Origin of the sequence: Ancylobacter sp. (genome assembly GCF_965249975.1) — a bacterium.
Classification (GTDB): domain Bacteria; phylum Pseudomonadota; class Alphaproteobacteria; order Rhizobiales; family Xanthobacteraceae; genus Ancylobacter.
In genome coordinates this window covers 1-23,022 of record NZ_CBDFNE010000004.1, presented here as the reverse complement: position 1 = coordinate 23,022, position 23,022 = coordinate 1, and the positions used below count along the sequence as shown (strand labels likewise).

Annotated in this window: 18 protein-coding genes, 1 tRNA gene and 2 rRNA genes; 12 read left to right on the top strand and 9 right to left on the bottom strand. The window is 65.0% G+C overall.

Annotation, left to right across the window (positions count from 1 at the left end; translation table 11 throughout):
* Positions 1–20: 20 nt before the first annotated feature.
* Positions 21–992: a LysR family transcriptional regulator gene (locus tag ACP2AH_RS04715; protein ID WP_425104750.1), complete on the bottom strand. Its 972-nt coding sequence runs from the start codon at positions 990–992 to the stop codon at positions 21–23.
* Positions 993–1,069: 77 nt separating this feature from the next.
* Between ACP2AH_RS04715 and ACP2AH_RS04710 the strand changes: the two genes are divergently transcribed.
* From ACP2AH_RS04710 to ACP2AH_RS04690, 5 genes are all read left to right on the top strand, one after another.
* Positions 1,070–1,642: a flavin reductase family protein gene (locus tag ACP2AH_RS04710; RefSeq protein ID WP_425104749.1), complete on the top strand. Its 573-nt coding sequence runs from the start codon at positions 1,070–1,072 to the stop codon at positions 1,640–1,642.
* On the top strand, positions 1,639–2,739 hold the full coding sequence (locus ACP2AH_RS04705; RefSeq protein ID WP_425104748.1) for an LLM class flavin-dependent oxidoreductase: 1,101 nt from the start codon (positions 1,639–1,641) through the stop codon (positions 2,737–2,739). The genes ACP2AH_RS04710 and ACP2AH_RS04705 overlap by 4 nt, the downstream gene beginning before the upstream one ends.
* Positions 2,740–2,787: 48 nt before the next feature.
* Entirely contained in the window at positions 2,788–3,822 is a 1,035-nt protein-coding gene (locus ACP2AH_RS04700) for a Gfo/Idh/MocA family protein (protein WP_425104747.1), read from the top strand.
* A gap of 9 nt (positions 3,823–3,831) precedes the next feature.
* A complete protein-coding gene (locus tag ACP2AH_RS04695; protein ID WP_425104746.1) occupies positions 3,832–4,380 on the top strand; it encodes a carboxymuconolactone decarboxylase family protein in 549 nt (182 codons plus the stop codon).
* Between the two features lie 67 nt (positions 4,381–4,447).
* Positions 4,448–5,410, top strand: coding sequence for a LysR family transcriptional regulator (locus tag ACP2AH_RS04690; protein ID WP_244450366.1), 963 nt, complete (start codon positions 4,448–4,450; stop codon positions 5,408–5,410).
* 75 nt (positions 5,411–5,485) lie between these two features.
* On the opposite strand, the gene ACP2AH_RS04685 is transcribed toward ACP2AH_RS04690, so the two are convergent.
* The 4 genes from ACP2AH_RS04685 to ACP2AH_RS04670 form a co-directional block, all read right to left on the bottom strand.
* Positions 5,486–6,994 carry a tripartite tricarboxylate transporter permease gene (locus ACP2AH_RS04685; protein ID WP_425104745.1) on the bottom strand — a complete coding sequence of 503 codons (1,509 nt, stop codon included), beginning with the start codon at positions 6,992–6,994 and terminating at the stop codon, positions 5,486–5,488.
* A 9-nt stretch (positions 6,995–7,003) separates the two neighbouring features.
* The gene (locus ACP2AH_RS04680) at positions 7,004–7,450 is read right to left on the bottom strand and encodes a tripartite tricarboxylate transporter TctB family protein (RefSeq protein ID WP_425104744.1); all 447 of its coding nucleotides are present in this window, start codon (positions 7,448–7,450) and stop codon (positions 7,004–7,006) included.
* 113 nt (positions 7,451–7,563) lie between these two features.
* On the bottom strand, positions 7,564–8,574 hold the full coding sequence (locus tag ACP2AH_RS04675) for a Bug family tripartite tricarboxylate transporter substrate binding protein (RefSeq protein WP_425104743.1): 1,011 nt from the start codon (positions 8,572–8,574) through the stop codon (positions 7,564–7,566).
* 79 nt (positions 8,575–8,653) lie between these two features.
* Complete coding sequence (locus ACP2AH_RS04670; RefSeq protein ID WP_425104742.1) at positions 8,654–9,790, bottom strand: Gfo/Idh/MocA family protein; 1,137 nt, start codon at positions 9,788–9,790, stop codon at positions 8,654–8,656.
* A 407-nt stretch (positions 9,791–10,197) separates the two neighbouring features.
* Here ACP2AH_RS04670 and ACP2AH_RS04665 point away from each other — a divergent pair, with 407 nt between their 5' ends.
* The 4 genes from ACP2AH_RS04665 to ACP2AH_RS04650 all read left to right on the top strand — a co-directional run bounded on the left by ACP2AH_RS04665 (position 10,198) and on the right by ACP2AH_RS04650 (position 13,898).
* On the top strand, positions 10,198–10,662 hold the full coding sequence (locus tag ACP2AH_RS04665) for a cupin domain-containing protein (protein ID WP_425104741.1): 465 nt from the start codon (positions 10,198–10,200) through the stop codon (positions 10,660–10,662).
* A gap of 132 nt (positions 10,663–10,794) precedes the next feature.
* Positions 10,795–11,763 (top strand): tripartite tricarboxylate transporter substrate binding protein, encoded by a 969-nt coding sequence (locus ACP2AH_RS04660; protein ID WP_425104740.1) that lies wholly within the window; start codon positions 10,795–10,797, stop codon positions 11,761–11,763.
* Positions 11,764–11,839: 76 nt separating this feature from the next.
* Positions 11,840–12,364, top strand: coding sequence for a tripartite tricarboxylate transporter TctB family protein (locus tag ACP2AH_RS04655; RefSeq protein ID WP_425104739.1), 525 nt, complete (start codon positions 11,840–11,842; stop codon positions 12,362–12,364).
* 10 nt (positions 12,365–12,374) lie between these two features.
* A complete protein-coding gene (locus ACP2AH_RS04650; RefSeq protein ID WP_425104738.1) occupies positions 12,375–13,898 on the top strand; it encodes a tripartite tricarboxylate transporter permease in 1,524 nt (507 codons plus the stop codon).
* Between the two features lie 57 nt (positions 13,899–13,955).
* On the opposite strand, the gene ACP2AH_RS04645 is transcribed toward ACP2AH_RS04650, so the two are convergent.
* The gene (locus tag ACP2AH_RS04645; protein ID WP_425104737.1) at positions 13,956–15,041 is read right to left on the bottom strand and encodes a Gfo/Idh/MocA family protein; all 1,086 of its coding nucleotides are present in this window, start codon (positions 15,039–15,041) and stop codon (positions 13,956–13,958) included.
* Positions 15,042–15,286: 245 nt separating this feature from the next.
* Positions 15,287–15,363, bottom strand: a tRNA-Met gene (locus ACP2AH_RS04640).
* Between the two features lie 157 nt (positions 15,364–15,520).
* Between ACP2AH_RS04640 and ACP2AH_RS04635 the strand changes: the two genes are divergently transcribed.
* The 3 genes from ACP2AH_RS04635 to ACP2AH_RS04625 all read left to right on the top strand — a co-directional run bounded on the left by ACP2AH_RS04635 (position 15,521) and on the right by ACP2AH_RS04625 (position 19,131).
* Positions 15,521–16,453 carry a CHAD domain-containing protein gene (locus ACP2AH_RS04635; protein ID WP_425104736.1) on the top strand — a complete coding sequence of 311 codons (933 nt, stop codon included), beginning with the start codon at positions 15,521–15,523 and terminating at the stop codon, positions 16,451–16,453.
* Between the two features lie 49 nt (positions 16,454–16,502).
* Positions 16,503–17,414: a LysR family transcriptional regulator gene (locus tag ACP2AH_RS04630; RefSeq protein WP_425104735.1), complete on the top strand. Its 912-nt coding sequence runs from the start codon at positions 16,503–16,505 to the stop codon at positions 17,412–17,414.
* Positions 17,415–17,925: 511 nt separating this feature from the next.
* Positions 17,926–19,131 carry an NAD-dependent formate dehydrogenase gene (locus ACP2AH_RS04625; RefSeq protein ID WP_425104734.1) on the top strand — a complete coding sequence of 402 codons (1,206 nt, stop codon included), beginning with the start codon at positions 17,926–17,928 and terminating at the stop codon, positions 19,129–19,131.
* Between the two features lie 660 nt (positions 19,132–19,791).
* Here ACP2AH_RS04625 and rrf read toward each other — a convergent pair.
* Both rrf and ACP2AH_RS04615 read right to left on the bottom strand, forming a co-directional pair.
* A 5S ribosomal RNA gene (gene rrf, locus ACP2AH_RS04620) occupies positions 19,792–19,906 on the bottom strand.
* Between the two features lie 111 nt (positions 19,907–20,017).
* A 23S ribosomal RNA gene (locus ACP2AH_RS04615) occupies positions 20,018–22,855 on the bottom strand.
* Positions 22,856–23,022 lie beyond the last annotated feature (167 nt).

Here is a 23,022-nt window from a genome sequence, read left to right as displayed (position 1 = left end):
GACGGCAGGAGAACCGGCCGTCACGACGACGCGCCGGCGACCCCATAGAGCCCGGCGCGCTCGCCCCAGACCCGGCCGATCCGCGCCGTTTCCTGCGCGAGAATGTCGAGAAAGGCCGCGGCGGCCGGCTCCAGCGACCGCCGCGCCGGCTCGATCTGCACAAGGTCGATTCCGAGCGGGGGATCGTCGATCGGGTTGACGGTGAAGCGGCGCATGGCCTGCGCTCCGGCCGACCATTCGACCTCCTGCGCCATCATCAGCCCGGGCAGGATCGCCACCCAGTCGGTCGAGGCGACGAAGTCCAGCGTGCCCATCATGGCATCGAGTTCGAGCCGCTGCTCCACCGCGACGCCGTTCGAGGCGAGATAGGTCTCGATACTGGCGCGCCGGGCGTTCTGCGCGCTCGGCACCACTACTTTCAAGGGGCCGAGATCGGCCAGCCGCACCGGCCGCATATGCTCCCGCTCCGCGTCCACCGCCGAGACCAGAACTTCCGGCGTATAGGCGAACCGCGTGGTCTTCACGCCCACCGTCGCGGTCGAGGCCGGCACGATGGCGAAAGCGAGCTCGCCGGCCCGCACCTGCTGGGTCAGGATCGCCGAATAGGCTTCGGTCACGCGCACCACGACATTGGGATGCAACGCGACGAAGCGGGCGAGCGCCGGGGCCAGCACGGAGCGGGTCATGGTCGGCATCAGTCCCACCACCATCTCGCCGTCCAGACCGGTACCGAACCGGCCCACCGAGCGATTGGCCGCCTCGTTGAGCCGCAACAGCTCGATGCAGTGCCGGTAATAGCTCTCGCCGGCCGGTGTCGGCTGCACGGTGCCGCCACCGCGCGCGAACAGCTTCACCCCGAAGCGGTCCTCGATCTTGCGGATGTGCTGCGAGACGCCGGACTGGGTGGCGTTCTCGCGCTCGGCGGCGGCGGTGAAGGAGCGCTCCTCATAGGCCGCCACGAACAGTCGGATATCCCGCAGGGTCTCGCTCATCGCCATTATGTTTCCTGATGGAGGCGAGCATATCATATCATTTCTACAGCGAGCACGACCGTTCTAACGTCGTCCTCATGAGCGAACATGTCATCGATTTCCGGTCCAGCGACGATCATGGTCATTTCCGGCGGGCGCTCGGGCGCTTCGCCACCGGGGTCACCATCGTCACCACGCGCACGGCCGACGGAAAGCTCGAAGGGCTGACGGCCAACAGCTTCTCCTCGGTCTCGCTCGACCCGCCGCTGGTGCTGTGGAGCCTGCGCCGACAGGCGCCTTCCCTCGCGAACTTCACGATGGCGGGCCATTTCGCGGTCAATGTCCTCGGCACCCATCAGAAGCATCTGTGCCGGCATTTCGCGACGCCGCAGCCGGACAAGTTCGAAACCGTCGCGCACCGCATCGGTGATCACGGCGCGCCGCTGATCGAGGAAGCGATCGCCCGTTTCGAGTGCCGCACCGAGCAGATCATCGAGGCCGGCGACCATCTGATCTTTCTCGGCCGGGTGCTGCGCGCCGCGCATCGCGACGGTGAACCGCTGATTTTCGCCACCGGCGCCCTTTGCAGCGCCGCCACTCTGCCGGCCGACACGCCGGCCCATGACACCACCGCGAACAACGCTGTCGCGAACCGGGAACGCGCATCATGAAACTCGGCTTTTTCACCATGCCGATCCACCCGCTGCACCGTCCGCTGAGCGAGACGCTGCAGGAAGATCGGGAATTCTGCCTCATCGCCGAGAAGCTGGGGTTCTGCGAAGGCTTTTTCGGCGAGCATGTGACCGACGGCGCCGAGACCATCACCTCCTCGCTCATCTTCATCGCCTGGCTGCTGAACGAGACCAAGACCATCAAGCTCGGCTCCGGCACCATCAACCTGCCGAACCAGCATCCCGCGCGCGTGGCCGGCGAGGTGGCGATGCTCGATCATATGGCCAAGGGCCGCTATCTCATGGGCATCAGCCCGGGCGGCCTGCTGTCCGACGCCGAAGTGTTCGGCAATCTCGACAAGAACCGTACCGAGATGTTCGTCGAGGCCATCGACCACATCCTCGCCATCTGGTCGGGTGAGCCGCCCTACAGGCTCGAAGGCAAGTACTGGAACATCACCACCGAGCGCACCTACATCCCCGCGCTCGGACAGGGGGCGATGCACAAGCCCTATCAATCGCCGCACCCCCCCATCGTCGTCACCGCGGTCGCGCCGTTCTCCAAGGGCGTGACCGAGGCCGCGCAACGCGGCTGGGACCCGATCTCGGCGAACTTCCTGCTGCCGTGCTGGGTAAAGACCCACTGGCCGCGCTATGTCGAGGGTTGCGAGAAGGGCGGCCGGCCGGCCGACCCCGCCAACTGGCGCGTCGCCAAGAGCATCTTCGTCGCCGATGATCTTGCCACGGCGAAGCGCTACGCGACCGAGCCCGGCAGCCCCTATTATGCCTATTACAACTCGCTGGCGACCAAGCTGGTGAGCAATGGCCGGGCGAACCTGTTCAAGCGCGACCCCAACGCGCCGGACAGCTCGGTGACGGTCGACAGCGTGCTGTCCGATCTCGTCATCTGGGGCACGCCGGACAAGGTTGCCGACGAACTCGCCGCGTTTCAGGATGAGGTCGGCCCGTTCGGAACCCTGCTCTATGCCGGCCATGACTGGGCGGACAAACCGCTCGCCATACGTTCCCTTGAGCTGATGGCGGAGAAAGTGATGCCGGCAGTCAATGCCGGGCGCCATTCCGCAGCCGCCGAATAGCATTCTCAAGATCAAAAGCCGCCGGGCAAGGCGGCAGGGGAGGACCATATGATCCGCGCCGCAATCGCCGGCCTTGGCTGGTGGGGCAAGCACATGATCCGCCGCATGGCGGATTCCGACCAGCTCCGCATCGTCGCCGCCATGGACACCTCGGACGCGCAGGCCGCCTTTGCCGCCGAGCATGGCGTCCCGCTCACCACGAACTGGGACGACGTGCTGTCCGATCCCTCGATCGACGCGGTGATCCTGTGCACCCCGCATTCGCTGCACACCGCGCAGGTCGCCATGGTCGCGCAGGCGGGCAAGCATGTGTTCTGCGAGAAGCCGCTGGCGCTGACACGTGCCGACGCCGAACGTTCGGTCGCCGCCTGCCGCGCCGCAGGTGTCCGGCTCGGCATCGGGCATGAGCGCCGCTATGAGCTCGCCATGCTGCAGATCAAGGAGCTGGTACAGTCCGGCGCGCTCGGCACGATCATGCATGTCGAGGCGAATTTCAGCCACGACAAGCTCGCTTCCGTGCCGAAGACCGACTGGCGGGCCTCCACCGTGGACGCTCCCGCGGCCGGCATGACCGCCATGGGCATTCATCTGACCGACGGTTTTCTCGAACTGTTCGGCCCGATCAGCGAGGTCTATGCCGCGACCTCGACGCGGGCGACCGACCGGCCGAATGGCGATGTGGTCTCCGTTCACACGCGCTTCGCCTCCGGCGCCACCGGCTATCTCAACGCGATTCTGGTGACGCCGCTCTATATCGGCATCACCGTGTTCGGGACCGAGGCCTGGGTCGAGGCGCGCAACCAGACGCACCCCGACACGCCGGGCCCGACGACGCTGACCATCCAGCACAAGGACGGACGGCGGGACGTGCGCGAATATGAGTGGACCGACACGGTGCGCGCCAATCTCGAAGCCTTCGCCCGCTCGATCGAGACCGGCGCGCCCTATGTGTTCACCGACGAGCAGAAGATCGGCAACATCGCCGTGCTCGAAGCGATCTGCCGCTCGGTGGCGACCAACATGCCGGTCGCGGTCGAGGCCGCCGCGCCGTCCGGCCGTCCCTCCCTCGCCGCCAGCGCCTGAGGAGGTGACATGAACAGCCAGACCGGCACTCCCCCGCGCTACCGCGAACTGAACCCCGCCGATCTCGACGCCGAGCAGCTGCGCATTTTCGATGCCATCGGCCGTCCGAGGGCCGGCGCGGTGCCGGCGCCCTTCCACATCTATGTCGAGAGCCCGGAACTGGCCGAGACCGCGCAGGCGGTCGGCGCCTTCTGCCGCTATCGCACCGGCCTGTCGCCGCGCCTCTCGGAACTCGCCATCCTTGCCACCGCCTCCTTCTGGGGCGCGGAATATGAGTTTGGCGTGCATGCCGGCGAGGCGCGCAAGGCCGGGGTGCCGGAATTCGAGATCGAGGCGCTCGCCGGCGGACGCCGTCCGGATTTCACGGATGACGACGCCGCGCTGGTGCATGATTTTTCCGCCGCGATCTACCAGCACAAGGACGTGCCGGACGATCTGTTCGCGGCGGCGGTGACGCGCTTCGGCCGTCGCACGGTGATCGAGTTGACCGGATTGCTCGGCTACTACTCGATGCTTGCCATCGCCCTGCGAGTGTTTCGGGTTCCCTCGCCCGCGTGAGAGGATTTGCGTTCAGCACGAAGGGCGCGCCACAAAACAACAGGTGCCCTTCCCGGAGGAAGACGCCATGGAATTGCGTAGCATCGAAGCCTTCGTGCGCGTTGCCGAACTTGGCAGCATCACACGCGCCTCCCGCGATCTCGGTATCGTCCAGCCGGCGCTGAGCCGGCATATCCAGCGCATCGAGACCGAGATCGGCGCCCAGCTCCTGGTCCGGTTGCCACGCGGGGTGCAGCTCACCCTCGCCGGTCGTCGTTTCCTCCAGCACAGCCGCCGCATCCTCCAGGAAGTGGCGCATGCCGCGCAGGAGATGAACATTGGCGGCGACGGCGTGTCGGGCAAGGTGGTGGTCGGCATCTCGCCGACCCTGTCCTCGCTTCTCGCCCCCGGCCTCATCGAGCGCTGTATCGCGACCTACCCGGCAATCAACCTCACCATCGTCGAGGAATTCACCCGGCGGCTGCAGGTCGATCTGGTCAATGCCCAGGTCGATCTCGCCCTGCTCACCAACCCGCCGCCGAACCGTGCGCTGCGCTTCACGGCGGTGCTGACCGAGCCGATCGTCGTGGTGATGCCGCGCCAGCAGCGCGGTGTCTCGCCGGTGGTGACGCTGGATGAGCTGGCCTCGACCCCCATGCTGGTCACGCGCGGCATCCGCGCGCTGGTCGACGAACAGCTCGCCTCGCACGGCGTCTGCGTCGAGGTGGATTGCGAGATCGACGCGGTGGAAGCCATTCGGCGGATGCTGCTGCGTGGGCGTGGCGCCTCGATCATGCCGATCTCGACCTTTCGCAAGGAGATCGACGAAGGCCAGCTCACCGGGCTGGCGGTTGGCGGCGTCAATCTCAGCCGCACCATCATGCTCTCGCATGTCGGCGACAAGGTCAGCCCGGCGGCGCATGCGGTGATGGGACTGCTGCGCGCCGAAATCGACGCCCTGGCCCAGCGCGGCCTCTTCAGCGCGCTCCCCGACACCAACGCCTCGCACTGGGCGGCGCCGCAGCGCCGGACTCTTGCCGGCGTCGCCTGACTTCCCTTTCGCCTCCCAAAGCAAAACGGCCGGGCTCCCTGCCCGGCCGTTGTCGTTTGAGCCGGAGAGCGGCTCCTAATCCGCGCTCTCCTCGAAGGCACGCTGGCGCGTCATGCGGATCATCGGCGCCACCAGCACGATCAGCAGCAGCACCGTCAGCACCAGGAAGCTGAGGCTGATCGGCCGCTGGACGAAGACCATCGGGTCGCCATGGGAGATCAGCAGCGCGCGGCGCAGCGTTTCCTCGATCATCGGGCCGAGGATGAAGCCGAGCAGCAGGGGCGCCGGCTCGCAATGCAGGCGCTTCATCAGATAGCCGAACGCACCGAACACCGCCGCCAGCACCACATCGAGCGCGTTATTGTTGATGCTGTACACGCCGATGCAGCAGAACAGCATGATGGCGGGATAGAGCATGCGGTAGGGCACCGAGAGCAGCTTCACCCAGATGCCGACCAGCGGCAGGTTGAGCACCACCAGCATGAGATTGCCCAGCCACATCGAGGCGATGAGGCCCCAGAACAGATCCGGACGCTGGGTCATGAGCTGCGGGCCGGGCGACAGGCCCTGCATCATCAGCGCGCCGATCATCAGCGCCATCACCGCGCTCGACGGCAGGCCCAGCGTCAGCATGGGGATGAAGGCCGTCTGCGCTGCAGCGTTATTGGCCGCCTCCGGCCCGGCGACGCCGGCGATGGCGCCCTTGCCAAATTCGCCGGGGGTCTTCGACAGCTTCTTCTCCAGCGCATAGGTGGAGAACGACGCCAGCACCGGCCCGCCGCCCGGCAGCAGGCCGAGCGCGCCACCGAGCAGGGTGCCGCGCAGGGCCGGCGGCACAAAGCGGCGGAAATCCGCCCAGCGCGGCCAGAGCCCGCGCACTTCCTTCACGAAGCTGCGCTCCTCGTCCTTCTGCGTGAGGTTCGAGATCGTCTCGCCGATGCCGAACATGCCCATGGCGATCACGGCGAAGTCGATGCCATCGGCAAAAGCGGGAACGCCGAACGTATAGCGCTCCAGGCTGGTATTCGCGTCAATGCCCATCGTTCCGAAAAGGATGCCGACAAGGATCATCCCCACCGCCTTGACGACCGATCCGTGCGCAAGGATCACGGCCGCCACCAGGCCGAACAGCATCAGCGAGAAATAGTCGGCCGGCCCGAAATCGAGCGCCACCTCCGCCAGCGCCGGTGCGGCCACCGCGATCACGACGGTCGCCAGCGTGCCGGCGATGAAGGAACAGAGCGCCGCGGTGGCGAGCGCCAGCCCGGCCTGTCCCTTGCGGGCCATCTGGTAGCCGTCAATGGCCGTCACCACCGAGGAACTTTCGCCGGGAAGATTGACGAGGATCGCCGTGGTCGAGCCGCCATATTGCGCGCCGTAGTAAATGCCGGCGAGCATGATCAGCGCCGCCGGCGCCGGCAGCGCGAAGGTGACCGGCAGCAGGATCGAGATCGTCGCCACCGGCCCGAGGCCGGGCAACACGCCGATGATCGTGCCAAGCAGCACGCCGAGAAAACCATAGACCAGGTTCGCCGGCGTCATCGCTACCGAGAAACCGAGGAAGACATCGTTGAAAAGTTCCATGACCGCCCCTCACCACAGATGCGTGGCGGGCAGATGGAGGCCCAGCCCATAGGAGAACAGGAGCAGGCAGAAACCGACCAGCCCGACCGCGAGCAGCCCGGTCTCCAGCGGCCTGTAGTGTTTGCCGGCGATGCGCGCGCCAATGACGACCACCAGGCCGGCGACCGGGAAACCCCAGTCCTCGATCAGCAGGCCGAACAGCAGGATGCTGACGATCAGCAGCCCCAGCGGCCGGAAGTCGATGGACCCGACCTCTTCGGTCTCGGTAAGGAAGGACCGCAGGACGAGGATGCCGCCGAGCAGGATCAGCCCGCAGCTGATCATCAACGGGAAATAGCCGGCACCCATGCGGGCCGCGGTGCCGATGGGATAGTCGGAACCGATGATCATGGCGACCGCGCCGAGGGCGCAGAAGAACAGCCCGGTCACGAAATCGGAGGAAATCCTGATGTCCATGCACAACCCCAATGGATGGTTCGTCGCAGCGTCATGGCCGCGTCGAGGGGGGAGGATCGGTCGGAGCGACGAGGGGCCGACGCCGGGGGCGCGGCACCTTCGCCGGTGGGACATCAATCGGCCTTGGCGCCGATATCCTTGATGACGGCGCTCCATTTGTCGGCATCGGCCTGGATATAGGCCTTGAAGTCGGCCGGGCTGGGGCTCGACACTGCGCTGACGCCGGCATCCGCCATGCGCGCCTTGATGGTCGGATCCTTCATCGCCTCGACGATGGCGGCATGCAGCTTGTCGATGATCGGCTGCGGCGTGCCGGCCGGCGCCAGAATGCCCTGCCAGGACGAGGACACGCTCTTGGGGAAGCCCTGCTCGGTCATGGTGGCCACGTCGGGCAGTTGCGACACGCGTTCCTTGGTGGAAACGCCCAGCGCCTTGAGCCGGCCGCCCTTCACATGGTTGATGCCGGACGAGATGGTCACGAACATCAAGCTGACATGGCCGCCCATCACATCGGCCGTGGCCGGGCCGGCACCGCCCTTATAGGGGACATGGATCATGTCGAGCCCCGCTTCGCGACGGAACGCCTCCATCTCCAGCCGGTTCACCGAGCCGGTGCCGGGCGAGGCGAAGTTCACCTGCCCGGGGCGGGCCTTCACATACTCGACCAGTTCCTTGACGTTGTTCGGCGGGAATTGCGGGTTGGCGATCAGCAGGCCGGGCGTGTCGGCGACGATGGAGATCGGGATGAAGTCCTGCAGCGGCTTCACCCGCAGGCTTGAGAACAGCGACGGGTTGATCGACACCGTGCCGACATTGCCGAGGAACAGCGTGTAGCCGTCCGGCTTGGCCCGGGCGGCGAAGTCCATGCCGACATTGCCGGCCGCGCCGTCACGGTTCTCGATGACGATCTGCTGACCGAGGATCTCGGAGAGCCGCGGCTGCAGCAGCCGGGCCGCAAAGTCCGACGCGCCACCGGGCGCGAAGGGCACGATCAGCGTGATCGGCTGGTTCGGATAGTCGGATTGTGCCGAGGCGGGACGCGGGGTGGCCAGGCCGACGGCGAGTGCGGCGGCCGCGCACACGGCTAAGGAATTCACGGCACGGCGCGTGACGGACGTGTTCATCGTTCCCTCCCAGGATAGCCGCGCCGCTTATTGTTCTGGCTGACGCCGGCTCGCTTTGGCGATGTCAGGCACGGCACTTTCAGGCCATGACGGCCTCACGCATCATCTCGCGCTCGCCTTCCACTTCGAGCGGCAGCTTCACCGGACGCTTGAGTTTGGCGGAAAGATCGAGCGCCTTGGTCAGCATGAGCCGGTTATGGGCCTCGGCCGCGGTCGCGTGCTGGGTCGGAAGGTCGAGCGCGATGCGGTTGAGCCAGGATTCCGTCTCGGTGCGCATCGGGCCGCGCAGCTCGCCAAGGGCCATGTCGCCCGGCGGATAGCTGCCCATAAAGTCGACGAGCCGGGTCTTGTCCGGCAGATAGCCTTCTTCCTGCGGCGCCGACACCGCCAGCACGATATCGCGATGGGTGTCATCGATGGTGAGCACGCCGGTGGTGCCGACAATACCCACCTCGAGGCTGTAGACCGCGCCAGGCCAGGTCACCGGCAGCGCCCACGAGATGGCGAGGTGATAGACCGAGCCGTCGCTCATCATGATCATGCCGGCCGTGCCGTCGATGCCCTGCCAGTCGCTGCCGAGCACCTTGTCGACCGAGCGGGCATAGACCTCGACCGGGGTCTTCGCCTCCAGGTACCACATGACGATATCGAGGGCGTGGGTGCCGGAAATCACCATCGGCGAGATGGTCTTGGGCGCATCCGAGCGCCGGTAATTGTCGATGGCGACCAGCCGGTTCATGAAGGCGCGGGACGTCACCATGGTCACGTCGCCGAGCGCTCCCGTGCGCACCTTTTCCTTCGCGGCAAGCCAGCGCCGGCGGAAGCGCTGGGTATAGCCCACCACCGCGTCGACACCGGCATTCTCGATCTCGCGCAGCACCCGCAGGGAATCGTCGAGATGCGTGGCGAGCGGCTTTTCGATCAGCATCGGCAGGTTGCGCTCAAGCGCCGCCATGACAGGATCGACATGCAGATGCTCGTCGGTGGCGACGATCACCGCCGTCACCTCGGGCCGCTTGAGCAATTCGCGATGATCGGTGGTGATGAAGTCGGCGCCGATCTCGGCGCCGACGCGCTGGCCGCGTTCGGGATTGATCTCGGCGAGGCCGATCCACTCCACCGCCGGATGGCGCGCGGCGACGGCGCCGCGAAACAGGCCGACACGTCCGGCACCGACGATGGCGAGGCCGATACCCTTGGGCGACGGGCGACGCATCACCGCGCTCCCTCTGCCGTTGCGGCGCAGACATCGGCCTGCGGACGCGCGTTGATGGCGTCGTCGTCCATGTTCCTCATGGTTTCCACCCGTTCAATCATTGTTGTTGAGGGTGAGCGGACCATGCGTTTCCAGGCCGCGCAAATGCTCTTTCGCCATTGGGACATAGTGAAAGGGCATGGATGCTGGACCGGCACCAAGGCCGGAGCGGCACCTCCAGGCGACAATTCGACAATTCGTCGGAATTTATTGACTTGTGGAAAATGTTCAAACATCGTTCATATGTTAATCTGATCCGGCATGGCGCACCCTTCTGCCTGGAGCGTGCGCTCAACACGTCCGGACCTTGATCCCGACACGGCAAACCGAGAACGGGCCGGCGGGACTGCAACGGGAGGAAGCCACACATGTCCGCACAAGCCGCCATGTCGCGTGAAACCAAGAACGAAGGCGCGGTGAAAGCCGGCGAAGGCGCCTATTTTTTCGACCTGCTCACCCTCGACAAGATGGAAGCCGGCCCGACCTACAGCACCGCCATCGGTCCGGTGGTCGAAGGCGAGCGCACGCAGGTCGGCTTGATGCGCAAGGCGCGCGGCACGGGCGCCCGGCCGCATTCACACCCTAATGAGCAGTGGAACTACGTCATCCAGGGGCGGCTGCGCGTGAACATCGAAGGCGAGCCGGAACGGATCGCCGGTCCCGGCACGCTGATCTTCTTTCCCGCCAACAAGATCCATTCCACCGTCGCCCTGCCGGACGAAGACGTGATCTTCTTTGTCGCCAAGGATCTGTCCTTCGGCATTGCCGGTGTCGCCGCCGACGGCAAGAACACCGGCGCTTTCTATGAGAAGGGCTTCGAGCCCAAGGCCTGATGCAGGCCTGATCGCCCGGGAGACGCGGCTGCGCCAACACCCGCGTCTCTTCTCGACCGCCCGCACCGCGCCGGTGCGCGCGGGCCGGCAAGCGCACAAAAACCGCGCGGCCAAAACCTGGGAGGAAACCACATGATCAAACTCGCCGCCGGCCTTGCGGCCGTGATGCTGTCTGTCGCCGCCGCCCCGGCGGCGCAGGCGCAGGCCTATCCCACCAAGCCGATTGAACTTGTCTGCTCGACCTCGCCCGGCTCCACCGCGGCGCAATGGTGCCAGCTCATGGCGCAGGTGCTCTCCAAGCCCGACGTGATCGGCAAGCCGGTGAACGTGGTCTACAAGGGCGCCGGCTCCGGCAATGAGGCGGCGGTCTATGTCATGAGCCGCCCTGCGGATGGCTACACGCTGCTGCACGCCAGCGCGAGCTTCTCGGGCTACATGAACCTGCCGACCTTCTCGGCCAAGCCGGATGATTTCGAATTCCTGGTCAAGGTCGAGAAGTTCGTCTACGCGCTCGCCGTCCGCTCGGACAGCAAGTACCAGACCTTCGGTGAACTGGTCACCGCCGCCAAGCTGGCGCCGGGCAGCATCGGCGTCGCCGGCAACAAGATCGGTTCGATCCACCACAAGCACATCCTCTCCGCCTTCACGGCGGCGGGCGCCAACGTCAACCACATTCCCTATGAGGGTTCGGGCGACGCGATCCGCGACCTGCTCGGCGGCCATGTGCCGGCGGGGCTCGGCACGATCGGGCAGATCATGCCGCATCAGGAAGCCGGCAAGCTGCGCACCTTGGTGGTGCTCAACGAGACGCGCTCGCCCAAAATGCCCGATGTGCCCACCATTCAGGAGCTCGGCTACATCTACCCGATCTCGCATCAATGGCAGGGCATCTTCGTCAAGAAGGGCACCCCCGACGACGTGAAGGCCAAGGTGCGCGCCGCCTTCCAGAAGGTGGTCGATGGGCCGGAATATGCGGAATATCTGAAGAACAGCCCGCATGTCGAAAAGGCGTTCGAGACCGATGGCGCGAAGCTGAAGAAGTCGTTCGACGACGAACTTCAGGGCTACCGCACCTTCATGCAGCAGAACGGCATTCTCTGAGCCACGACCTTCTGTCCGCGCCCGGCCAAGGGGCGCGGACGGCCTGTCAACGGCCCCGATTCAAGGGAGCATCGCTATGGAAGAGCGTGGCATCGTCAATATCAATCGCGGCGTCGCGGAGGTGGTCACCGCCCTCGTGGTTCTCGCCGCCGTCATCGCCCTGTTCGTCAACAGCCTGAGCCTGCCGCCCTCGCCCATGCGCGGCTATCCCGGCCCCGGCTTCATTCCCCGCATCATCCTGCTCTTCACCGGCGCCTTCGCCCTGCTCTGGCTCGGCCGTCTCTATCTCGGCCGGGGAGGCCGCCGGCACGATCCCGGCTCGCCCGAAGCGGAAGCGGAGGCCGCACCGGTCGTCTTCGAGTATCGCGATTTCGCCCTCGCCATCGGCGCAGGCGCGCTGTTCGCGGTCGGCCTCGATACGGTCGGTTTCGAGGTCACCTGCGTGGCGATCACCTTCGCACTGCTCTATCCGCGGCTGGACTCCCCCGCGATGAGCGCCGTCGCCGCCGTCGCGACCATGCTGACGATCTATCTCGTCTTCGTGCTGGCCCTCGGCGTGTCGATCCCGCTGGCCTTCCTGCCCAGCTACATCACCTTCTGAGGAGGCCGCGATGGAGGTTCTACTCGACAACCTGATCCCGGCGACGCTTCTGGTCCTGTCGCCGACCAATATCCTGATCATGCTGGCCGGCGTCGTCGTCGGCACGGTGCTGGGCGCCCTTCCGGGCTTCGGCGCGGCGCAGGCGCTGGCGCTGATGTTCCCCTTCACCTTCTTCATGTCGCCGGAAGCGGGAGCGCTGTTCTTCATCTCGATCTATGCGGCGGCGGAATATGGCGGCTCGATTCCGGCCATCCTGATCCGCACGCCCGGCACCGCCGCGGCGGCGATCACGCTGCTCGATGGCTACCCCATGGCCCAGCAGGGCAAGGCGGCCCGCGCGCTCAAGATTTCGCTCTACACCGGCGTGGTCGGCTCGATCGCGTCCAGCCTGATCTTCCTGTTCGCCGCGTCGGGCCTCGCCTGGGTCGGCCTTCAGTTCGGCCCCAGCGAAATGTTCGCGGTCGGCGTGTTCGGCCTGTCGATGATCGGCTCGTTCTTCGGCAACAGCCCGGTGAAGGGTTTCGTCGCCACCGGCATCGGCCTGTTCCTCGCCACCATCGGGAGTTCCGGCTTCGCCGGCCTGCGCTTCACCTTCGGCCTGGAATCGCTGATGGAAGGCCTCCCGCTGATCGTCGTCATCACCGGCCTGATGGCGATGCCGGAAGCGTTCCGGCTGCTGATGGCGCGCAAGAGCGAGGCGGGGCTCGACCTGCAGTCGCTCAAGGGCGCGGATCGCGAGAAGAACCGTGTCGGCTGGAAGGAGATGAAGAAGCTCTCGCCGACCATGCTGCGCGCGACGGTGATCGGCACGGCCATCGGCGCTATACCCGGCCCCGGCGCCACCGTCTCCTCCATCGTCGCCTATAATGAGGAGCGCCGCGTCTCCAAGCACCCGGAGAAATTCGGCACCGGCTGCGATGAAGGCGTCGCCGCGCCGGAAACCGCCAACAACGCCATCGTCGCCGGCGCGCTCATCCCCTCGCTGGCACTGGGTGTGCCGGGATCGGGCGCCATCGCGATCCTGCTCGGCCTGCTGATCTCCAAGGGCGTGGTGCCCGGCCCGCTGCTGTTCGAGCGGAACGGATTGCTGGTGATGGCGGTCTTCGTCGGCCTCATCGCCTCGGCGCTGCTGATGCTGCTCGTCGGCATGGCGGGTATCCGGGTCTTCGCGCTGGTCGCGCAGATTCCCCGCTACATTCTCGGCCCGTTCGTGCTGATCCTTCTGACCGTCGGCGTGTTCGCCGACCAGACCTACACCCCGCACATCATCATGGCACTGATGCTTGGGGCGGTCGCCTTCTGGTTCGAAAAGATCCAGATGCCGGTGATCCCGATCGTGCTCGCCTTCGTCATGGGTCCGATCGTCGAATCCAATCTCAACCGGGCCATGGTGATCCATGGCGGCGATCTCAGCTTCATGCTGACCCGGCCGATCACGATGGGCCTGCTGCTGATCGCCTTGATCACCGTGGTTCTGGCCTTCCGGCGGTCGAGTCAGGCCCGCCGGAGCGGCACGCGCCCGGCGACGGCGTGACATGAAACGACCGGCGCCACGGGCGCCGGTCGCTTGACGGCATCGCTTTGCTGAAGGTCAGGAAGCGGCGATCATCGCCGCTTTCAGATCGTTGATCTGGGCGATGGAGCGGTTCGACAGCGGCAGGTCCACCGGCTCGTTGACCGCCGCCGAGAGATCGGCCGCCAGATAGCTCTCCATCACCATGCGGGCATGCTCGGGCGCCACCATGGGCGCGCGGTCGAGCAGCACCGATTCAAGGAAATGCAGCGTCTCCGGTCCCATCTGGCCGGCAAATACGTGATCGACCTGCTCGCCCGGCATGGTCGACATCGGGAAGCGCGTGCCCCCGCTTACCGTGCTCAGCCAATTGTCGCGCTGCGTGTCGTCGAGGATCAGCGCGCCCTCGGTGCCGGTGATCTCGATCCAGGTGCCGCAATAGTTGGGATAGGCCGGCGGCAGGTTCCAGCCGCCGCCGATCACCACCAGCATGCCATTATCCATGGTCACGGTGGACCACATGCAGTCATAGGAGCCGTTGACGGCCTGCATGTAGCCATAGGCGCCCTGCGAATAGACGCGGACAGGCTTGGCCGGCTCCAGGAGCCAGAACACGAAATCGAGGTCGTGGGTCGATTCCATCGCGGCCGGCGACAGCTTCACCCGCGAGGCGATCTTCTTGCCGAGGCTGCGCGACAAATGGCGTGACACCATCACATTGACCACGCGGCCCAGAGTCCCCTCGGCGATCTGCTTCTTGGCGTAGGCGATCTTGGGGTTGAAGCGCTGCGAATAGCCGATGGTGAATTTCACCCCGTTGCGGTTCGACAGCTCGATCAGCTCATTCGCCTCCCACAGCTCCATCGCGATCGGCTTCTCCAGCAGGACATGCTTGCCGGCCTTGAGACAGTCGCGGGCGATCGGGTAGTGCGTGCTCTCGGGCGTGGTCGAGATGTAGACCACCCGAATGGCGTCGTTTTCGACGATGTCACGATAGTCGAGGGTCGCCGTCGCCGCGTTGGTGAGGGTGCGCACCTCCTCGAGCCGCTCGGGCCGGATGTCACAGATGTGCAGCTTGTCCACCAGTGCCGATCGCGAAAGGGTCTCGGCGCGGATCCCGCCGCACCAGCCCGTGCCAATGACCGCTACCTCGACCTGCCGCATGATCTGATCTCCTTCCGACCCATCGCACCCGGCGATCGGGAATGCTGGAGACTACCGGAGCTAAATGCCGTAGCGGCAATGCTTTTCGGGCATGCAACCATCAGATCCGGGCATGCGAGACGGTCCGGCTGCGGGCGGGCGCGGGCGCCCGGCCGTCAACGCAGCGGGCGGGTCGCCACGCGGCGGAGGGCGGACCGCCCGAAAAACAAAACCCGCAGCCGAGGCTGCGGGTTTTGTCGTCTTAGTGGTTGCGGGGGCAGGATTTGAACCTGCGGCCTTCAGGTTATGAGCCTGACGAGCTACCGGGCTGCTCCACCCCGCGTCAGAGACGGGAAGTCGCCGTGGCGTCTTGCCGATGGCGGCTATCTAGCAATCCGCATGGCCAAATGAAAGGGGTCCGGGCTATCTTTTTGTCACCCTATCGTCGTCTCGGGCGTTGAGAAAGCACCTAACAGGCTGATTTGGAAAGGTGTTTCATCGTGGAGAAGGTTTCGGACAGCGCTGCGGCAACGGTGGATAGCCCCGCTCCGGCGGACGGGACGCCGCCCACGCGCCTGGCGCTGGCCCTGGAGGACGCCTTCACCGAGGCCCGCGACGCACTTGCTTTGAGCGATCCGGAAGCGGCGGTGCATGGGGTGCGCAAGGGCTTCAAGCGGCTGCGGGCGCTGTTGCGGCTCGCCGAGGCCGCCCGCGCGCGCACGGTTTCCCAGCGCGCCCGCGCCGCCCGGCGCGCTTTGGCGGAAACCGCGCGCCATCTCGCCCAGGCCCGCGACGCGGCGGCGCGGGAGGACGCGCTGGACGATCTCGTCGCCAAGGCGGGCCTTGCCAAGGCCACCCGCCGCGCGGCCGGCCGCGCTCTCGCCAGCACCGACGCGCCGGCGCCGCAGGGCGATGGCGTCGGCGTGCATCGCGCGGCGCTGGAGGCGGAGATGGCGGCTTTGGCCGAGGCGCTGCCCCGGCTCGGCGCCGCGCTAGGTGACGACGCGCTGTGTACCGCCCTCGCCCGCTCCTATGCCAAGGCGCGCCGCGCCGGCCGCGCGGTCGACCCCGCCGACGACGACAGCCTGCATGAGCTGCGCAAGGATGTGATCGCCCAGCGCTACCAGATGGAGCTGGTGATCGCCGATTGGCCGGCACTCGGCCAGTTCTGGGTCGACGAATTGCAGCGGCTGCGCGACAAGCTCGGCAAGCATCACGATCTCGCCGTGCTGCGCACGCTCGCCGAGGCGCAGCCTGCCCGCGCCGGCCGGCGCCCGGCCTGGTGCGCCCCGCTGCTCGCCGCCATCGCCGCGCGGCAGGGCAAGCTCGCCCATTCCGCCCAGTTGCTGCACGCCCGTCTGTTTGCGGAAAAGCCGAAGGCCTTTCGCCGCCGGCTTTCCGCCTATATGTCTGCTGTATCCGAGCGGAAATAGCGGGGCCGGGACGCCCATGCCGCGCCCTTGAGGAGCTTTGGAACCGCCCATGTTCGTGCGGCAGATGCACTATCTCGTCGCTTTGGCCCGCGAGAAGCACTTCGGCCGTGCGGCGGCCGCCTGCCATGTCACCCAGCCGACGCTGTCCGCCGGCATCCGCAAGCTGGAGCAGGAACTGGGCGTGCCCATCGTCGCGCGCGGCCATCGCTTTCTCGGCTTCACCGCGGAAGGCGAGCGGGTGCTCGGCTGGGCCCGGCAGATCGCCGCCGATTATGAAAGCCTGAAGCAGGAAAAGGTGGAGACCGGCAGCAGCATAACCGGCACGCTGCGCGTAGGCGCCATTCCCGCCGCGACCGCCGCCGCCCCGGCCCTGCTCGCCCCGTTCCGCGACCGCCATCCCGGGGTGAAGGTGCAGATGCTCACCCTCTCCTCGGCGGCGATCCAGCGCGGGCTCGACGCGATGGAACTCGACGCCGGCATCACCTATCTCGACAATGAGCCGCTGAACCGCGTGCGCCGCGTGCCGCTCTACCGCGAGCATTATGTCTTCATCACCCGCCCCGACGAGCCGCTCGCCCGCCGGCGCAGCCTGCGCTGGGCGGAGGCGGCGGCGCAGCCTCTGTGCCTGCTCACCCCCGACATGCAGAACCGCCGCATCATCGACCAGGTGATGGCCGAGGCCGGCCTCGCCTCCGCCCCGGTCATCGAGACCAATTCCTTCATGGGCGTGTGGTCTTTCGTGCGGCGCGGGCCGTGGAACAGCCTGGTGCCGGAGGCGAGCTTTCGCGGACTGGGCGACGGCGTCGATCTCGCCGCCGTGCCGCTGGTGGACCCGGTGCATGTGCAGCCGATCGGCCTTGTGCTCTCCGAGCGCGACCCGCTGAGCCCGGTGGCCGGCGCGCTGCACCGGCTGGCACAGAAGCTGGCGCGTGAAGGGACGCTGGAAGGCCTGTTCAGCTGAGGCAATTCCTGCCGGGCGCAGGACGGTTCTGCGATAGAAATTACGTCTCTTCAAACCGTTGCAGCACGCCGGCAGGCTCACAGCGCGGCGGACGCGCCCCGCCCCCCCCCCCCCCCACGCGTTTCGTCGCCCACGCCGAAGCCCGCCTCGCACGCAACGCATCACACCGCAGATGCGGCTACCAGAGCGGCGGTCCGGGACGGCCGCTCTCGCCCCAGCCCCGGACGAGAGGCGGCCGGCGGCGCGAACCTTCATATCCGCCGTCTATCAATTGTTCACCGCTTTCAATTTGAAGCGCCGTCGCCCGCGGGCCAGTGTCGGCGGGCCGGCGAGAGGCGGGGCCGATCACCCCGCGCCGCCCGGCACAAGGACGACCGCCGCGCCGTTTCGGGACTGTCACCCCGCACCGGCCACCCTGCAGACATGAGACGCCGGCCCGGCCGGCAGGCAGGCTCTGCCGCGTGACGCGGCGGCAACGTCCCCGCTCAACCCCAAGCGAGGAAATGGCCCGATGGCGAAGGTTCTGTGCGTTCTCTACGATGACCCGATCGACGGCTACCCCACCACCTATGCCCGCGACGACCTGCCGAAGATCGACCATTACCCCGGCGGCCAGACCCTGCCGACGCCGAAGGCGATCGATTTCACCCCGGGCACGATGCTGGGCAGCGTTTCCGGCGAGCTCGGCCTGCGCAAATATCTCGAATCCAACGGCCATACACTGGTGGTGACCTCCGACAAGGACGGCCCGGATTCGGTGTTCGAGAAGGAACTGGTGGACGCCGACATCGTCATTTCCCAGCCCTTCTGGCCGGCCTATCTCACGCCCGAGCGCTTTGCCAAGGCGAAGAACCTCAAACTGGCGCTCACCGCCGGCATCGGCTCCGACCATGTCGACCTTCAGTCGGCTATTGATCGCGGCGTTACCGTTGCGGAAGTCACCTATTGCAACTCGATCAGCGTCGCCGAGCATGTGGTGATGATGATCCTCGGCCTGGTGCGCAACTATCTCCCGGCGCATGACTGGGCGCGCAAGGGCGGCTGGAACATAGCCGACTGCGTGAAGCACTCCTACGATCTGGAAGCGTTGAGCGTCGGCACCGTCGCCGCCGGCCGTATCGGCCTCGCTGTGCTGCGCCGTCTCGCGCCGTTCGACGTGAAGCTTCACTACACCGACCGTCACCGCCTGCCTGAGTCGGTGGAGAAGGAGCTGAACCTCACCTGGCACGCCTCGCCCACCGACATGTACCCGCATTGCGATGTGGTGACGCTGAACTGCCCGCTGCATCCCGAGACCGAGCATATGGTGAATGAGGAAACGCTGAAGCTGTTCAAGCGCGGCGCCTATATCGTCAACACCGCGCGCGGCAAGCTGTGCGACCGCGACGCCATTGCCCGGGCGCTGGAGAACGGCACGCTCGCGGGCTATGCCGGCGATGTCTGGTTCCCGCAGCCGGCGCCGGCCGATCACCCCTGGCGCACCATGGCGTGGAACGGCATGACGCCGCACATGTCCGGCACCTCGCTCACCGCCCAGACCCGCTACGCCGCCGGCACGCGGGAAATCCTTGAATGCTTCTTCGAGGGACGGCCGATCCGCGACGAATATCTCATCGTCCAGGGCGGCAACCTCGCCGGCGTCGGCGCGCATTCCTATTCCAAGGGCAACGCGACCGGTGGCTCGGAAGAAGCGGCGAAGTTCAAGAAGGCGGTATAGATCGCGCCCAAATAAGCCGGCTATTCGTCGTTCGCCGCGAACGGACGACCGCTCTCCCAAAGGCCCGACTGGGGCGTGTCGTGTGAACCACGGCGCGCCCTTTTTGTTGCGTCGCCCGCCGCCCCTCGCGGGCGCGCGTCCCAGATGAAACGGGTGCCGGCGCGTGGGTTTGCAGCCTCTGCAGGTGATGGCCGGACTGGCGCTGAGCGTTTGGGGATGGGACGGCCAAGTGTTCAGGCGCGGCAGTGAGAGCCCCAGAGAGCAAAAGCGGGAGGCGAAGGGCCCGCCGCAGCCGATCTGCGTCATGTGGCGTTCCCCCGCCGAGCGAGAAGGACGTGGAGGGGAAGTCGCCCGGCGCGGAAGGGCGCCGGTTCCGCGTGGTGGTGACCCGGCTCAGGACCCGCGGATGAGACCGCGTCTCCTTGGTCGTCATGCCTCAGGCCGGCGGCGCAGCCGCTGGCTTTCGCACGTCGTGCGGCCCAGCGGATGTGGCCTTTGGCATTGCCCGCGCCTCGTCGCCCGTCCGCGAGGGGCGTCGGCTCTCGTCGGGGCGCGTCGCCGCTATGTCAGCAGCGCTCGCATAACGAAAACCCCGCCTGTGATTTCTCACGGGCGGGGTTTTCTTGGGTTGTGAAGAAGCTTTTTTGCTGTGCTTAGCAGGCCTGGCAGCGACCTACTCTCCCAGGTCTTGAGACATAGTACCATCGGCGCTGAGGAGTTTAACGGCCGAGTTCGGGATGGGATCGGGTTGGGGCTCCTCGCAATGGCCACCAGGCCGGCGAAGCACAGCATTTTGCGAAGCAAGGACCCTATTATTGGGTCGGCGCGTTTGCGCCTGGTCTTTGGATGTCTTTGATCCTTGATGGGATGGCCATCGAGGATGAGAACGATCAAGCCAATCGAACGATTAGTACCGGTAAGCTCAATATGTTGCCATACTTACACACCCGGCCTATCAACGTGGTCGTCTTCCACGGTTCTCAAGGGAATACTCGTTTTGAGGTGGGTTTCCCGCTTAGATGCTTTCAGCGGTTATCCCGTCCGTACATAGCTACGCTGCACTGCGGCTGGCGCCACAACAGCTCCACCAGAGGTACGTTCATCCCGGTCCTCTCGTACTAGGGACAAATCCTCTCAATATTCCTACACCCACGGCAGATAGGGACCGAACTGTCTCACGACGTTCTGAACCCAGCTCACGTACCACTTTAATCGGCGAACAGCCGAACCCTTGGGACCTGCTCCAGCCCCAGGATGTGATGAGCCGACATCGAGGTGCCAAACGATGCCGTCGATATGGACTCTTGGGCATCATCAGCCTGTTATCCCCGGCGTACCTTTTATTCGTTGAGCGATGGCCCGTCCACGTGGGACCACCGGATCACTATGGCCGACTTTCGTCTCTGCTCGACTTGTCAGTCTCGCAGTCAGGCGGGCTTATGCCATTGCACTCGACGACCGATTTCCGACCGGTCTGAGCCCACCATCGCGCGCCTCCGTTACTCTTTGGGAGGCGACCGCCCCAGTCAAACTGCCCACCATGCAATGTCCCGGATCCGGATGACGGACCGCGGTTAGACATCCATATCTATAAGGGTGGTATTTCAAGGATGGCTCCACGAGAGCTGGCGCCCTCGCTTCAAAGCCTACCACCTATCCTACACATACCGACACGAATGCCAGTGCAAAGTTGCAGTAAAGGTGCACGGGGTCTTTCCGTCTGACCGCAGGAACCCCGCATCTTCACGGGGAATTCAATTTCACTGAGTCTATGCTGGAGACAGCGGGGAAGTCATTACGCCATTCGTGCAGGTCGGAACTTACCCGACAAGGAATTTCGCTACCTTAGGACCGTTATAGTTACGGCCGCCGTTTACCGGGGCTTCGATTCAAAGCTTGCACCTCTCCTCTTAACCTTCCGGCACCGGGCAGGCGTCAGACCCTATACGTCATCTTGCGATTTCGCAGAGCCCTGTGTTTTTGCTAAACAGTTGCCACCCCCTGGTCTGTGCCCCTCCACACTGGTTGCCCAGAATGGAGGCCTCCTTATCCCGAAGTTACGGAGGTAAATTGCCGAGTTCCTTCAGCATAGTTCTCTCAAGCGCCTTGGTATACTCTACCAGTCCACCTGTGTCGGTTTCGGGTACGGTCTATGTTGTGGGAGCTATTTCCTGGAACCCCTTCGAAGCCAGAACAGAACCAATTCGTCTGACAACACACGGGATTCGTCACTACCCACAGGCTCAGGAATATTCACCTGATTCCCATCGACTACGCCTTTCGGCCTCGCCTTAGGGGCCGGCTAACCCTGCGCAGATTAGCTTTACGCAGGAACCCTTGGACTTTCGGCGACAGTGTCTCTCACACTGTTTGTCGTTACTCATGTCAGCATTCGCACTTCCGATACCTCCAGAGGCCCTCACGGGTCCTCCTTCGCAGGCTTACGGAACGCTCCGCTACCGCTTGCCCGAAGGCAAACCCTAAGCTTCGGCGCGTGGTTTGAGCCCCGTTACATTTTCGGCGCAAGAATCCTAGACCAGTGAGCTGTTACGCTTTCTTTAAAGGATGGCTGCTTCTAAGCCAACCTCCTGGTTGTTTTCGGACTCTCACATCCTTTCACACTTAACCACGACTTGGGGGCCTTAGCTGTAGGTCAGGGTTGTTTCCCTCTCGACGACGGACGTTAGCACCCGCCGTCTGTCTCCCGCGCAGTACTTCCAGGTATTCGGAGTTTGGTTAGGTTTGGTAAGATGGTAAATCCCCCTAGCCCATCCAGTGCTCTACCCCCTGGAGTATTCACGCGAGGCACTACCTAAATAGTTTTCGCGGAGAACCAGCTATTTCCGAGTTTGATTGGCCTTTCACCCCTAGCCACAAGTCATCCGAGACCTTTTCAACGGGCACCGGTTCGGTCCTCCAGTGCGTGTTACCGCACCTTCAACCTGCTCATGGCTAGATCACTCGGCTTCGGGTCTAATCCGACGAACTGAACGCCCTGTTCAGACTCGCTTTCGCTGCGCCTACACCTATCGGTTTAAGCTTGCTCGCCAGACTAAGTCGCTGACCCATTATACAAAAGGTACGCAGTCACCCAGGACGAACCTTGGGCTCCTACTGTTTGTAGGCATCCGGTTTCAGGAACTCTTTCACTCCCCTTGTCGGGGTGCTTTTCACCTTTCCCTCACGGTACTTGTTCGCTATCGGTCGCTGAGGAGTACTTAGGCTTGGAGGGTGGTCCCCCCATGTTCAGACAGGATTTCTCGTGTCCCGCCTTACTCGAGGATGAATGCTTGCATTACGTGTACGGGGCTATCACCCACTAAGGCTCGGCTTTCCAGACCGATTCCGACTAAACTCGCACATTCAGGCACTGGCCTGGTCCGCGTTCGCTCGCCACTACTGACGGAGTCTCTGTTGATGTCCTTTCCTCCGGGTACTTAGATGTTTCAGTTCCCCGGGTTCGCTTCAAACCCCTATGTATTCAGGATTTGATACCTTCATCATGACCAACCGTAATTCCAAAGACCTCAAGACTCGGGATCGCTCCGAAGGTCCAAGACTTCAGAGTCCACAATACGGAAGGTCGAAGGTGGGTTTCCCCATTCGGAAATCCACTGGATCAAAGCTCGTTCGCAGCTCCCCAAGTGACTTATCGCAGCGTACCACGTCCTTCATCGCCTCTCAGCACCAAGGCATCCACCGAATGCCCTTAAGACACTTGATCGTTCTCATCTTCGATACCCACCCCATGGAACTCTAAACACGAACCGGGCTCCGTCCGGGTGTGCAACCCGAGCGGCGGTGCGTGGGGGCGTGGCGGTTTTGAGAGACCCGCCACACGGCATCAAAGCTATTTCTAAAGACCAGCTTGCTTCGCAGTTGTCCGAGGAC

What these genes read in the sequence shown, in the direction of transcription:
- ACP2AH_RS04715 (WP_425104750.1), bottom strand. Translation starts at nt 992, where the DNA reads ATGAGCGAGACCCTGCGGGATATCCGACTGTTCGTGGCGGCCTATGAG.
- ACP2AH_RS04710 (WP_425104749.1), top strand. Translation starts at nt 1,070, where the DNA reads ATGAGCGAACATGTCATCGATTTCCGGTCCAGCGACGATCATGGTCAT.
- ACP2AH_RS04705 (WP_425104748.1), top strand. Translation starts at nt 1,639, where the DNA reads ATGAAACTCGGCTTTTTCACCATGCCGATCCACCCGCTGCACCGTCCG.
- ACP2AH_RS04700 (WP_425104747.1), top strand. Translation starts at nt 2,788, where the DNA reads ATGATCCGCGCCGCAATCGCCGGCCTTGGCTGGTGGGGCAAGCACATG.
- ACP2AH_RS04695 (WP_425104746.1), top strand. Translation starts at nt 3,832, where the DNA reads ATGAACAGCCAGACCGGCACTCCCCCGCGCTACCGCGAACTGAACCCC.
- ACP2AH_RS04690 (WP_244450366.1), top strand. Translation starts at nt 4,448, where the DNA reads ATGGAATTGCGTAGCATCGAAGCCTTCGTGCGCGTTGCCGAACTTGGC.
- ACP2AH_RS04685 (WP_425104745.1), bottom strand. Translation starts at nt 6,994, where the DNA reads ATGGAACTTTTCAACGATGTCTTCCTCGGTTTCTCGGTAGCGATGACG.
- ACP2AH_RS04680 (WP_425104744.1), bottom strand. Translation starts at nt 7,450, where the DNA reads ATGGACATCAGGATTTCCTCCGATTTCGTGACCGGGCTGTTCTTCTGC.
- ACP2AH_RS04675 (WP_425104743.1), bottom strand. Translation starts at nt 8,574, where the DNA reads ATGAACACGTCCGTCACGCGCCGTGCCGTGAATTCCTTAGCCGTGTGC.
- ACP2AH_RS04670 (WP_425104742.1), bottom strand. Translation starts at nt 9,790, where the DNA reads ATGCGTCGCCCGTCGCCCAAGGGTATCGGCCTCGCCATCGTCGGTGCC.
- ACP2AH_RS04665 (WP_425104741.1), top strand. Translation starts at nt 10,198, where the DNA reads ATGTCCGCACAAGCCGCCATGTCGCGTGAAACCAAGAACGAAGGCGCG.
- ACP2AH_RS04660 (WP_425104740.1), top strand. Translation starts at nt 10,795, where the DNA reads ATGATCAAACTCGCCGCCGGCCTTGCGGCCGTGATGCTGTCTGTCGCC.
- ACP2AH_RS04655 (WP_425104739.1), top strand. Translation starts at nt 11,840, where the DNA reads ATGGAAGAGCGTGGCATCGTCAATATCAATCGCGGCGTCGCGGAGGTG.
- ACP2AH_RS04650 (WP_425104738.1), top strand. Translation starts at nt 12,375, where the DNA reads ATGGAGGTTCTACTCGACAACCTGATCCCGGCGACGCTTCTGGTCCTG.
- ACP2AH_RS04645 (WP_425104737.1), bottom strand. Translation starts at nt 15,041, where the DNA reads ATGCGGCAGGTCGAGGTAGCGGTCATTGGCACGGGCTGGTGCGGCGGG.
- ACP2AH_RS04630 (WP_425104735.1), top strand. Translation starts at nt 16,503, where the DNA reads ATGTTCGTGCGGCAGATGCACTATCTCGTCGCTTTGGCCCGCGAGAAG.
- ACP2AH_RS04625 (WP_425104734.1), top strand. Translation starts at nt 17,926, where the DNA reads ATGGCGAAGGTTCTGTGCGTTCTCTACGATGACCCGATCGACGGCTAC.